This is a genomic window from Sporosarcina sp. (genome assembly GCF_029257255.1).
Lineage (GTDB): Bacteria > Bacillota > Bacilli > Bacillales_A > Planococcaceae > Sporosarcina.
In genome coordinates this window covers 1-12,063 of the sequence record NZ_JARICI010000043.1, presented here as the reverse complement: position 1 = coordinate 12,063, position 12,063 = coordinate 1, and the positions used below count along the sequence as shown (strand labels likewise).

Genomic DNA, 12,063 nt, shown 5'->3' with positions numbered 1-12,063 from the left:
TATATTAGTAGCACTCTTCGTAGGGCTTATATTATCGATAGGCTTATTGATAATAGGTTTAATAGCAGGTATTATAGCCGTTTGTAAGAGGGAGACGGGATTTAAAAAATACATTGGTATTTTATTGCCTGTCCTAATTATAGTATTTGCAATACTGGTTCCACTTCTAATGGCTATTGGTTTGATCTTAAATGACAGCAGATAGCTGAGAATCTTTGGCGGATATGTCGTGAAAGTAATACTACAATCGGGCGCGATTCTTGAATAGTTTTATGAGCAAATACTAAGTTGATTGGAGTGTAAGGCGGCGACTCCTGCGGGAATAGCATGAGCCTTGAGACCCCGCAGGAGCGTAGCGACGAGGAGGCTCAAGCCATGCCCGCGGAAAGCGTCCGCCTGAAACGGAAATCAACGGTTTTAAACTACCTTATCGCTAACGGGGGCTATTATTGAACAAGTTTTTTTGGTAAATACTTAGTTGATCGTAGCGGAAGCTGGCGACTCTGGGAGGATGAACTGGATTTGAATGCACCATAAAGTCCTGCCTTAATTTCTGCAAAAAGACGCAGAAATACGACAAAGCGAACCCTGCGCTGTTCGCTTGGCTGCAGCGCAGATCAACGGTTTTAAATCGCTATCTAACTAACAGGAGCGTTCGTAGCCATAAGGCAGTTGAAGGGACCAATAAATTAGGTCCCTTTTGTTTATTTGTAAAGAAATCAACACAATCTTAATCAACAAATTAGTAGGGACTTTAACGCATGTTGGCAGAGCTGCAATAGTTATGATAGGTCCGCTAATCAGCTGTCTTAAACTCTTTCTTATTAACCAAAAGTTTGATAGACAGGCAAATTGATTAGACCTAATTCATATGCGAATTAGGTCTATTTTTGGTTATTTAATTGTGTTTTTGTACCAATGAACTGAAAGGGTAACTCTGTACAGACGAACCGGTTATTCCATTATGACAGACGTTCTTTAAAATCTTCATAGCCAAACTGCTTAACGATTTGTAAATCGCCGTCGGTTTTCTGCAAAACGATCGAAGGCAGATTCATACCGTTAAATGTATTATTCTTCACCATCGAATAGTGCGCCATATCACAGAACACCAGACGGTCGCCTGGCTGCAAAGGAGCGTCGAAAGAATAGTCGCCGATCACGTCGCCGGCAAGACAAGTAGGCCCGCCCAGACGATACGTGTGGGCTTTTTCATTCGGCATGCCCGCGTCAATGATTTCCGGACGGTAGGGCATCTCGAGAACGTCAGGCATATGGCAGGAAGCTGATGTATCAAGGATCGCGATCGGCATGCCATTATGCAGCGTATCAAGCACTGTCGCAACGAGGAAGCCTGTATTCAGCGCAACTGCTTCACCAGGCTCCAAATAGACGTCGAGATCATACTTATCTTTCATAAATTGGATTGAGCGAATCAGCGTTTCGATATCATAATTAGCACGTGTAATATGATGACCGCCGCCAAAGTTGATCCATTTCATCTGCTTCAGATAAGGTCCAAACTTTTCATCGACTACTTGAATGGTACGCCAAAGCGTATCGGAATTCTGCTCGCACATCGTATGGAAATGCAATCCGCTAATACCGTCCAGCTGGTCAGGTTCAAAGTCTGAAAGGGTGACGCCGAACCGGGAATGCGAAAAGCAGGGGTTGTACATATCGACTTCAATCTCCGAGTACTCCGGATTAATCCGAATGCCGCACTCAATCTGTTTACCGCTGTTTTCAACCTGATCTTTAAAACGATTCCACTGCGCGAATGAATTGAATACCAAGTGATCCGAATAACGCAGAATTTCTTCAAATTCAGCTTCCTGAAAAGCAGGGGAATACGTATGCACTTCTTTACCCATTTCTTCATAGCCAAGCTGTGCTTCGAACAGTCCGCTTGATGTGACACCATGGAGATACTTACCGATTAACGGGTATACTTTGAACATCGAGAACCCTTTTTGTGCGAGCAGAATTTTACAGCCAGTCTGATCCATGACAGCTTTCATTTTTTCAAGATTATTTATGAGCAGCTCTTCCTCCACCACATAGCTCGGTGAAGGAACTGCCAGTACATCAAAGTTCATGTCATTCTCCTCAGTCAATCAAAGTAGGATTGAAATCTTCATGCCAAGGCAAGCCGTATTCATTTAGTGCGTCCATGAATGGATCCGGATCAAACTCTTCAATATTGAAGACGCCGGGCTTTTTCCATTTACCTGTAAGCATCATCATCGCGCCAATCATGGCAGGTACGCCTGTTGTATAAGAAATCGCCTGTGAACCGACTTCGCGATAGCACTCCTGATGATCGCAAATATTATAGACATAATACGTTTTCGGCTCTCCGTCTTTCGTTCCCTGATAGATACAGCCGATATTCGTTTTTCCTTTAGTGCGCGGTCCGAGTGAAGCAGGATCCGGCAATACAGCTTTCAAAAATTGCAGTGGAACGATTTGCTGACCTTCAAATTCAATCGGCTCAATAGAAGTCATGCCGACGTTTTCAAGTACTTTAAGATGTGTCAGATACTTTTCAGAGAATGTCATCCAGAAACGAATTTTCTCAACACCTGTAATGTTTTTCGCTAATGATTCCAATTCTTCATGGTACAGCAAGTACACATCTTTTGGACCGATTTCGGGCAAGTCATAGACACGCTTCACTTCAAGCGGCTCAGTCTCAATAAATTCGCCTTTTTCGTAGTAACGACCGTTTGCTGTAATTTCACGAATATTGATTTCTGGGTTAAAGTTCGTCGCGAACGGATAACCATGATCGCCTGCATTGGCGTCGACAATATCAATTGTATGGATTTCATCAAAGTAATGTTTCAGGGCATAAGCAGAAAATACACCGGTTACGCCGGGATCGAAGCCGCTGCCGAGTAATGCCGTAATTCCAGCTTCTTCAAATTTTTCTTTATACGCCCACTGCCATTTGTACTCGAATTTCGCTGTATCAAGCGGTTCGTAGTTTGCTGTATCTAAATAGTCTACTTTTGTTTCCAGACATGCATCCATGATCGTCAAATCCTGATAAGGAAGCGCTACGTTGATGACGATATCCGGTTGAAATTCATTGATCAATGCAACCAGTTCCGGTACGTTGTCTGCGTCTACTTGTGCAGTTTGGATTTTCGTACGTCCTCCGTCAAGCTTTTCTTTCAAGGCATCACATTTTGATTTCGTACGGCTCGCGATACAGATTTCCTCAAACACGTCAGGTACCTGACAACACTTATGAACCACTACACTGGCTACGCCGCCAGCTCCGATAATTAATGCTTTTCCCATTCAAAACACCACCAATTTGTATTATTTTTTATTAATTGCAATCGCTAATTCACGAAGTACTTTACAGGCAACGGCAGTGGAGACGCCGCTTTGATCATAAACAGGGGACAGTTCATTGACATCACAGGCGACAATATTCAGACCGCTGACAGTCAGAACTGCCTGCAGAAGCTCCATGAACGTGACACCGCCTGCTTCAGGTGTGCCGGTTCCAGGGAAGACAGAAGGATCGAGGACGTCAAGGTCAATCGTTAAATAAACTGGCTTACCCTGTAATTGTTCAACTGTTTTCCCGAGGCCGTCAAAATTAAACTTTTGCATGAAGACATGCTGTTTCGCAGCCCACTCGAATTCTGGACGGTCACCGGAACGGATACCATATTGATAAATTCTGCCGTCTCCTAGAAGATCCCAGATTCTGCGGATGACCGTTGCGTGTGACAGACGCTGGTCCAAATAGTCTTCCCGCAAATCTGTGTGTGCATCAAACTGGATGACGTACAGATCAGGATATTTCTTCGCAACTGCACGCACAGCGCCAAGTGTTACGAGATGTTCTCCACCGATCATGCAGGGGGTTTTTGCGTCATCTAAAATCTGAGTTGTGAACTCTTCAATTTTGTTTAGAGCTCGCTCCGTATTACCGAAGCTGAGTTCCAGATCGCCGCCATCAAACAACGAGAAATCCGTTAAATCAGCATCTTGATACGGACTATATGTTTCCAGCCCGAATGATTCGCTTCGCATAATCTTGCTTGCAAAGCGTGTGCCAGGACGGAATGAAGTAGTGGAATCAAACGGTGCGCCAAAGATTACGAATGAAGCATCGTCATACTCCGAGTCAAACCCAAGAAACGTCTCAATATTTTTATTCAGCATGGATTAGCAGCTCCTTTACATAATTCGGCAGTGCAAAAGAGCCGACATGAAGTTTTGTATTATAGTATTTCGTCTGTAATCCGAGTGCATTCCACGCGTCTGCCTGCAAATCTTCTACAGGATCAAACTTTTTGGATGCAAACCCGAACAGCCAATGTCCTGAAGGGTAAGTAGGAATATGCGCCTGATACACTTTCGAGACAGGGAAGAAGCCCATGATGCTCTTATGTGCCCGTTGCATACCTCTAGCATCTTCGGCGTAAAACGGACTTTCATGCTGGTTGACTAAAATACCGTCATCCTTCAGTGCTTTATAACAATTACCGTAAAACTCCTTCGTGAAAAGACCTTCACCCGGCCCAAATGGATCCGTCGAGTCTACAATAATTAGGTCGTAGGCATTCTCCTGGTGTCTGACAAAACGCAGACCGTCTTCAAAATACAGATTTACGCGAGAGTCAGTCAGCTTTTCGGCTGTCTGTGGTAAATACTTTTTGCAGACTTCTACAACTTGCTCGTCGATTTCCACCATATCAATCTGTTTGATGGAAGGATATCTTGTTAGTTCGCGTACCGTGCCACCGTCTCCAGCTCCGATCACCAAGACTTTTTCAATCGAAGGATTGGTGGCCATGGGAACGTGAACGATCATGTCATGGTATATGAATTCATCTTTCTCAGTGACCATCACATAGCCGTCGAGTGTCAGGATCTTGCCAAACTCAACTGTTTGAAAGACATCAATTTTCTGGAATTCACTTTTGGCGGTATATAGATGTTCTTCCACTTGAATGGAAAAACGGACATGCGGTGAGTGATCCTCTGTATACCAAAGATTCATCAGTCGGCCTCCTTTACCACATTGATATTCTCTACTTGCGGATCTTCGGTACCTGTTAAAAAGCAGCCCTTGTCCTTGCAGTACACAATGTAGTTGATGATTTCTTCTGTAATCCGCTCTCCAGGTGCAACAATTGGAATACCGGGCGGATAACACATGACAAACTCGCTCGCAACGCGTCCTGCCGCATCATGTAAAGGAAGGATTTCTTTCTCTGCATAAAATGCCTGCTGCGGTGACTGGACGATTTCAGGATTGATATATTCATGGTCAAACAGCTTGCTTGGATCTTTTTTATAACGGCGTTTGATTTCAGCTAAAGCAGCGACAAGCCGTTCTAAATCGAGTGTACGATCTCCAACAGAAATATAAGCCAGTATATTGGCAACATCGCCGAATTCGATCTGGATATCATATTCGTCACGCAGAATATCGTAGACCTCAATTCCGGCGAGACCCATTTCACGCGTATGGACCGACAGTTTGGATTCATCGAAATCAAAAACCGTGTCGCCGTTAATCAGTTCTTTTGAATAGGCATAGTAGCCGTCAATCTTATTAATTTCATCGCGAGTATATTGCGCCATCTTAATGACTTTATCGAAAATCTCCTGGCCGTGAAGGGCAAGATTCTTTCGTGAAATATCGAGTGAGGACATCAGTAAGTATGATCCGCTAGTAGTTTGAGTCAGATTGATAATTTGCCTTGTGTATCCTTCGCTTACTTTATTATTAATTAATAAAAATGAACTTTGCGTCAGCGACCCGCCTGATTTATGCATGCTGATCGACGCCATATCGGCACCGACAGACATAGCAGAAGCAGGTAGCTGATCATTAAAATAAAAATGTGTACCGTGTGCTTCATCCACTAACACGAGCATATCGTGACGGTGGGCTAGTTCTGTAATAGCTTGCAGATTCGAGCAGATGCCGTAGTAGGTAGGGTTGTTGATCAGAATGGCTTTGGCGTCAGGATGATCAAGTATCGCCTGCTCCACATCTTCAACGCCCATGCCAAGTGGAATACCCAGCTCCATGTCTACGCCCGGATTGACATAGACGGGCAATGCGCCGCTTAAGATCAGCGCATTGATGGCACTGCGATGGACGTTTCTCGGCATAATGATTTTTTCGCCGGCTTTGCAGGCAGTCATGACCATTGCTTGTACAGCAGACGTCGTACCGTTGACGAGCAGGAAAGCATGCTTGGCGCCGAATGCATCAGCTGCAAGTTCCTCTGCTTCGCGTATGACAGAGACGGGGTGGCATAGATTGTCCAGCGGTTTCATGGAGTTCACGTCATGATGCAGGCACGCATCTCCCAGAAACGCCGCAAGTTCAGGATTGCCCCGTCCATGTTTATGACCAGGGACATCAAAAGGAACGACACGGGCGGCTTGATACTGTTGTAATGCTTCCATAATCGGAACGCAGTGCTGTGATAATTTCACTGTTCTCGCCTCATTCATTTTCATAGACATTGGAACCGCTGAAAATTTCAATCATCTCTTTTCGCAAATTATGAGAGATTTGAAGCCGTTCCTTCGGGGGGATTTCCGACACGTCTTTATTGAACAGATAATCTTGCAGATCAATTTCCTTGATCAGCATTTTTGTATGGAAGATATTCGCTTGATAGACATTTACGTCAATTGCGTCATATTTCTCGAGCGTCTTTCGGTCAATGAAATCCTGAATCGAAGTCATGGAATGGTCCATGAACAATTTCCTGCCATCGACAGATCTTGTGAAGCCACGTACGCGATAATCTGCCGTAATAATATCCGAATCAAAACTGCCAATCAGATAATCTAGTGCGTTTAACGGTGAAATTTCTCCGCAAGTAGACACGTCAATATCAACTCGGAATGTGGCGATGGAATTATCCGGATGATATTCAGGATACGTATGCACTGTCACATGGCTTTTATCTAAATGACTGACGACCGAATCTTTATCAGGAGGGAAAGGAATTGCACCCTGATTGCAGGAAGGGTCAATTTGTGAAGCAGGAAACTTCTCTTCTGAAATCATCAAGGTGACACTCGCTCCCTGTGGATCGTAGTCCTGTTTGCTGACATTCAGTACATGTGCACCGATCATTTCCGTGACATCGTAAAGAATCTTGGTCAGCCGTTCTGAATTATATTGCTCGTCGATATAGGCGATATACTCACTTTGCTCCCGTCGGCTTTTCGCATAGCTTACATCATAAATGTTAAAGCTAAGAGTTTTGGTGAGGTTGTTAAAGCCGTAGAGCTTCAGCTTGTTTTCCAACCTTAACATCCTTCCTTTCTATACTATTCTGATTTATGTGCATAAAAAAATCTCTCCCCAATCGACATGAATTCGCACAAACATGACAGATTGGAGAGAGACCTTTACTCTGTTCGCTTGTATATAAAAGACGATATACGTGTAGAGGATATCCTCTAGTCCATTACATAACAGGTGATTGGGTTGATAAAACACTCACAGGGTACTCTTCCTAAATAAAATAACTTATGAAATTATTTTCAGTATAATGGATAAAGACAAAAAAACAAACCTTTTTTCTCAAAAAAAATTAAAATATGGCGTTATTTTTAACAGGAACAAAAGCTTTAAATTGTCGACCGATACTCATTGCGATATGGTAGATGGTAAACAGTAATTCACTTGGAGGGAATTGAATGAATAATACAACAATCGAGTATTTAGAAAAAGTGCGCCAAGATTTTGAAACGAGCGCATTCTGGAAATTCTCAGGCCTGCAGACACAGAAATTGGAAGAGGGCGATGTGGAATTATTTTTACCGTACCGTCCAGAATATGATAACGTACGCGGTACTATACACGGCGGTATGTATATGTCGATTTTGGATACGACAATGGGCATGCTCTGCCGCTCCCTTGGTTCTGATGATGTTATGACGATCGAAATGGCGACACATTTTTTGAAGCCTGCTGTTCAGGAGGCAGTGTATTCGAAAGCGTCAGTCATTAACAGAGGCAGAAGCACTGCGTTAGTGGAAGGTAAGTTGTTTAATGAAAATGATGAACTGGTTGCTCACTGTACGGCTACATTTAAACTGAATTGAGGAGTTTCATCTGCTTATAGAAACGCATCATTGCCGTCATCTTCTTGAAAGGGCGGATCAGTCGCCTAGGCTGGATTGGGATGGCCATCGGTTTAGGCCGGCATATTGGCATTTTTCTAATCTCTCCGGGTTTACTCAAGGAAATAAACAACTAGCCAAGCATTCATGCTTGGCTAGTTGTTAAGTGAATTACCCTTTTGGAATAAACGTCTGACAATCGGTTTCGGCTGAGTCTTTAGCTTTTCTGCCTTTTCTTGTGACTACTTTGATCTCATCAGCACCACATTGGTTGCCTGATTCCCAAAAGTGACAGTTCGTTACTTCACACAATACATCCTTTGCCAATTGACGCACCTCCCTTTTCGTATAGCATGTCCGAAATGAAAGGTTTCATTCGAAATACGCGAGGGAAGAGTTTAAGTAAAACTTGGAGGAGAGTACATGGTTACCGTACAAAACGTGGCTACACCCAGATTGCAGAATTATAAGCAATTCACGAATGATCCGATCGGTTTTTTCATGCGGATGCGCCCGCTCGGTGACGTCGTTTCAATGAAGACGGGATTTTCACCGACGTATGTTGTTAACAGTCCTGAAGCCATCAGGGAAATTTTAATTCGCCATGATCAGTCATTTTTTAAGGGCCGCACGACAAAAGTGCTTCAGCGTACGGTCGGAGAAGGGTTGCTGACCACGGAAGGTGAGCGGCATGGATTTCAAAAAAAATATATGCAACCTACTTTTTATAAGGAAGCACTCGAGCGTTATGCCTATGCAATTGTCGAGGAGACAGAGCGTGTTGCAGAACGGTTAGAACAAGCGCAGGAACTTGATATACATAACGAAATGATGCAGCTGACATTGTCGATCATTACTCGCACAATGTTTTCAACGGATGTTTCTGCAGAAGAGAAAAAACTGGCAGACGCGGTCACAACAACGATTGAGGAAAGCGTCAAAATTTTATTTAACCCGATCATTTTACCTGCTGTGGTTCCGACGAAATCGAACCAAAAACATAAACAGGCGATTCGTACTTTGGAGGACATGATAGAAAACGTTCTGATGGTAGCAAAAAACCAACCTGAGCGGTTTCATCATACATTGCTCGGTATGATGCTTGAAGTGAAGGATGCAAACGGGGAAAGACTGCCGGATAAAGAACTTCGCGATCAAATGATGACGATGCTGCTGGCGGGTCACGAAACAACTGCGAACTTGCTTGCGTGGATATTTGCTGAAATTGCTGCACATCCGGAAGTGGAATCACGTTTATCGGAAGAGGTGGAAGGAGCTGACCTTTCGGGTAATCCATTCAATTGGCTGCGTGAATTGCCGTATGTCCAGCAGATTATTGAAGAAGGACTACGTCTGTATCCACCCGCCTGGCTGATTTATCGTGAGCTTAGCGAACCGCTTGAGATGTTCGGACAAACTTTTAAAAAGGGCAGTACCTTCATGCTGTCTCCTTATGCGATTCACCGGAATGAAGAAGTATTTCCGAACCCGGAAGAATTTGACCCAGACCGTTTTTCTTCCGGTAACCGTTATGCACCATTCAGTTATTTACCGTTCGGTGGTGGCTCCAGAAGCTGTATTGGCTCGCGTTTTGCGATGCTTGAAGCGACATTGATTCTTGTTGTTCTGTATAAAAAGTTCACGTTCAGCAATCTGCGTCCTCATGCGCCTGTTCCGGAACCTTTGATTTCATTGCGGATTAAAGACGGCTGGCCGATGAAGCTGGAAAGACGTTAACAATAAAACAGCGTCCATCATATATTCATGATGGACGCTGTTGCTGTTTATACAAAAACTACCGCATCTTTAGGTGTTGGCAGTTCAACAATGCGCTGAACTTCTTCGCCTTCAAGTGTCTCTTCTTTGTACAGTTCATTGACGAGTAGCTCAAATTGATAGGCGTGTTCCGTGATTAACGCTTCAGTCTTTTTAGCTGCCTGGTCAAAAAGCATACGCATGCGTTCTTCTTTTTCGGCTTTATTGAAGATCAAAGAAAAACCATCTTGGAACAGACCTGTGTCGACCATTCGATTCAAGATATCCTTCGCCTGTTCGACATCACCGCCTACGCCGATACTATGCTCTCCTAAATACAGACGTTCAGCGATTCCGCCTGCTAAAATCATACTGACCTGATCGAGCAGTTCACTCGCTGTTGATAAATGAAGTTCCTTTTGGATTGGTGCTACATAACCAAGTGCCTGGCCGCGTGGAATGATCGTTGCTTTTCTGACAGAACCTGGTTTAGTCAATGCGGCAATGATCGCGTGACCTGATTCATGAATGGCAACGCGGCGTTTCGTATCCTGATCATTCAATGTGCGAGCAGTGTTTCCTAGAATTGTCCGGTCGATTGCGAAGTCCAGATCGTGCTTTTCAATCAATTTACGACCTTCTCGGATTGCGCGGCGGCTAGCGGTTTCAAATAAACCACTGATTTCCGCTCCCGAGAAACCGGATGTGCTGTCTGCTAACGTATCTAGAGTAGAAGCTACATTTGGTGCCAGTGTTTTGCCGTTTGTATGAATATCGATGATTTCTCGGCGGCCTTTTGTATCCGGTAATTGTACATTAAATGTAAAATCAATCCGGCCGGGACGCAAGAAAGCATCGTCGAGCATATCTTTTCTGTTGGTCGCTGCGATAAACAGCAGACCATCGTTATCGTTACCGCCGTCCAGTTGAACGAGAAGCTCCGTCAATGTTTTTTCAGACTCATCTCCGCCGTGTTCTTTACGTTTACCTGCTAAAGCATCTACTTCATCAATGAAGATGACTGCAGGGCTCTGTTTGCGGGCATTTTGGAAGAGTGTGCGTACGCGGGAAGCGCCCACACCAACGAATAATTCAGTGAAAGCTGCACCGCTTGAAGAATAAAATGTTGCACCGATTTCTTTCGCCATAGCCTGAGCCAGCAATGTTTTGCCAGTTCCCGGAGGTCCATAAAGCAGGATCCCTTTTGGCATGGCAATGCCCATTTCCTTGGCGTCTTTCGGATGTTTGAAGATTTCCAGCGTCTGCAGAATCTCGTCTTTCATTTCCTGCGGAAGACCGCCTATATCGTCCAGTGTGATATCCGGAAGAGGTGTGGATTTTGAAGCCTGATGTTTCATACCAGAAGCCCCGATATTCAGCTTGCCCTTTTTATGAAGAATGAACAGTGTAAGGAGGGCTACCAGCACCAATCCGCCGATCATCCATCCACCAGCTGAACTGGCTGTTTCATATTGATAGGATATATTGTACTTCTGCACGAGATCATCCACTAATGTACTTTGTGGACGCACCATTGTGAGATATGTTTTATTGTCTATTGTGACTGACAGCGTGCCGTCTGCTGATTCATTCAGCAGCAAAGCATTTCCTGACTGACCGGCAATCAGTTTTTCCATCTCTGCAAAAGAGATTTCCTGCCCGCTGGTTCCTTGTAGATAGTTCCATGTGACTCCTGCAGCGATTGCCGTGACGAAGAGAACAGCGACTAGTATCTTTGAGGCTAATTTAGATATAGGCTTCAATGTCGGCTACAGCTCCTTTTCTTAGTTATTCAAAGTATAATAAATTATAGTAGTTTTGAACAGTATATAAGCTGAAAAAATAGTTACAATTTAATTACGATATGAGAAATTACCTAGCGAGCTAGCGATTTTCGTTGTTAAAGATAGACCGTCAGTTTGCTTTAAATAAAAAAGGCTGTAAGTGGTTAGTATACCGTTTCCCTACGTTCCAGGCGGACGCTTTCTGGAGGGCCCGCGGTGAGCCAACTTGGTCGCAAGCTCCCCTAAGTTGTCATCACCTGTCAGGCTGATCCTCCCAGAGCATTCCTGTTTGGTTAGTGGAGCCCTATTGAAATAGAAAAGTCCCCTTGGTATGATTCGGGGGTGTCAAGGCATCGACTACTTGACCCCTAATAATAACCAAGGAGGACTCACA

The 12,063-nt window shown here is 44.1% G+C and carries 10 protein-coding genes and 1 pseudogene; 3 read left to right on the top strand and 8 right to left on the bottom strand.

Annotation, left to right across the window (positions count from 1 at the left end):
• Positions 1-205, top strand: a pseudogene (locus Q1J64_RS09120) (hypothetical protein); the annotation flags it as partial.
• A 757-nt stretch (positions 206-962) separates the two neighbouring features.
• Here the strand turns inward: Q1J64_RS09120 and nspC are convergent.
• The 6 genes from nspC to speD are packed head-to-tail and all read right to left on the bottom strand — an operon-like array spanning position 963 to position 7,318.
• A complete protein-coding gene (gene nspC, locus Q1J64_RS09115) occupies positions 963-2,099 on the bottom strand; it encodes a carboxynorspermidine decarboxylase (RefSeq protein ID WP_301108754.1) in 1,137 nt (378 codons plus the stop codon).
• 10 nt (positions 2,100-2,109) lie between these two features.
• Positions 2,110-3,309, bottom strand: a complete 1,200-nt coding sequence (locus tag Q1J64_RS09110) for a saccharopine dehydrogenase family protein (RefSeq protein ID WP_153722157.1) — start codon at positions 3,307-3,309, stop codon at positions 2,110-2,112.
• A 21-nt stretch (positions 3,310-3,330) separates the two neighbouring features.
• Positions 3,331-4,188 (bottom strand): agmatinase, encoded by an 858-nt coding sequence (speB, locus tag Q1J64_RS09105; RefSeq protein WP_301108753.1) that lies wholly within the window; start codon positions 4,186-4,188, stop codon positions 3,331-3,333.
• Positions 4,178-5,029 (bottom strand): polyamine aminopropyltransferase, encoded by an 852-nt coding sequence (gene speE / locus Q1J64_RS09100; RefSeq protein WP_301108752.1) that lies wholly within the window; start codon positions 5,027-5,029, stop codon positions 4,178-4,180. The genes speB and speE overlap by 11 nt, the downstream gene beginning before the upstream one ends.
• On the bottom strand, positions 5,029-6,513 hold the full coding sequence (locus Q1J64_RS09095; protein ID WP_301108751.1) for an aminotransferase class I/II-fold pyridoxal phosphate-dependent enzyme: 1,485 nt from the start codon (positions 6,511-6,513) through the stop codon (positions 5,029-5,031). Before Q1J64_RS09095 ends, speE begins: the two co-directional genes overlap by 1 nt.
• Positions 6,494-7,318 carry an adenosylmethionine decarboxylase gene (gene speD, locus Q1J64_RS09090; RefSeq protein WP_301108750.1) on the bottom strand — a complete coding sequence of 275 codons (825 nt, stop codon included), beginning with the start codon at positions 7,316-7,318 and terminating at the stop codon, positions 6,494-6,496. The genes Q1J64_RS09095 and speD overlap by 20 nt, the downstream gene beginning before the upstream one ends.
• A gap of 386 nt (positions 7,319-7,704) precedes the next feature.
• Here speD and Q1J64_RS09085 point away from each other — a divergent pair, with 386 nt between their 5' ends.
• Positions 7,705-8,112 (top strand): PaaI family thioesterase, encoded by a 408-nt coding sequence (locus Q1J64_RS09085; RefSeq protein WP_301108749.1) that lies wholly within the window; start codon positions 7,705-7,707, stop codon positions 8,110-8,112.
• Positions 8,113-8,301: 189 nt separating this feature from the next.
• Here Q1J64_RS09085 and Q1J64_RS09080 read toward each other — a convergent pair whose 3' ends face one another.
• Positions 8,302-8,457: a DUF1540 domain-containing protein gene (locus tag Q1J64_RS09080; protein WP_301108748.1), complete on the bottom strand. Its 156-nt coding sequence runs from the start codon at positions 8,455-8,457 to the stop codon at positions 8,302-8,304.
• A 96-nt stretch (positions 8,458-8,553) separates the two neighbouring features.
• On the opposite strand from Q1J64_RS09080, the gene Q1J64_RS09075 reads away from it, so the two are divergent.
• Positions 8,554-9,867, top strand: a complete 1,314-nt coding sequence (locus Q1J64_RS09075) for a cytochrome P450 (protein ID WP_301108747.1) — start codon at positions 8,554-8,556, stop codon at positions 9,865-9,867.
• Between the two features lie 47 nt (positions 9,868-9,914).
• Here the strand turns inward: Q1J64_RS09075 and Q1J64_RS09070 are convergent, their stop codons facing one another.
• Positions 9,915-11,648 carry an AAA family ATPase gene (locus Q1J64_RS09070; protein WP_301108746.1) on the bottom strand — a complete coding sequence of 578 codons (1,734 nt, stop codon included), beginning with the start codon at positions 11,646-11,648 and terminating at the stop codon, positions 9,915-9,917.
• Positions 11,649-12,063 lie beyond the last annotated feature (415 nt).

Coding starts and splice junctions, on each gene's coding strand:
- nspC (WP_301108754.1), bottom strand. CDS start 2,099: ATGAACTTTGATGTACTGGCAGTTCCTTCACCGAGCTATGTGGTGGAG.
- Q1J64_RS09110 (WP_153722157.1), bottom strand. CDS start 3,309: ATGGGAAAAGCATTAATTATCGGAGCTGGCGGCGTAGCCAGTGTAGTG.
- speB (WP_301108753.1), bottom strand. CDS start 4,188: ATGCTGAATAAAAATATTGAGACGTTTCTTGGGTTTGACTCGGAGTAT.
- speE (WP_301108752.1), bottom strand. CDS start 5,029: ATGAATCTTTGGTATACAGAGGATCACTCACCGCATGTCCGTTTTTCC.
- Q1J64_RS09095 (WP_301108751.1), bottom strand. CDS start 6,513: ATGTCTATGAAAATGAATGAGGCGAGAACAGTGAAATTATCACAGCAC.
- speD (WP_301108750.1), bottom strand. CDS start 7,318: ATGTTAAGGTTGGAAAACAAGCTGAAGCTCTACGGCTTTAACAACCTC.
- Q1J64_RS09085 (WP_301108749.1), top strand. CDS start 7,705: ATGAATAATACAACAATCGAGTATTTAGAAAAAGTGCGCCAAGATTTT.
- Q1J64_RS09075 (WP_301108747.1), top strand. CDS start 8,554: ATGGTTACCGTACAAAACGTGGCTACACCCAGATTGCAGAATTATAAG.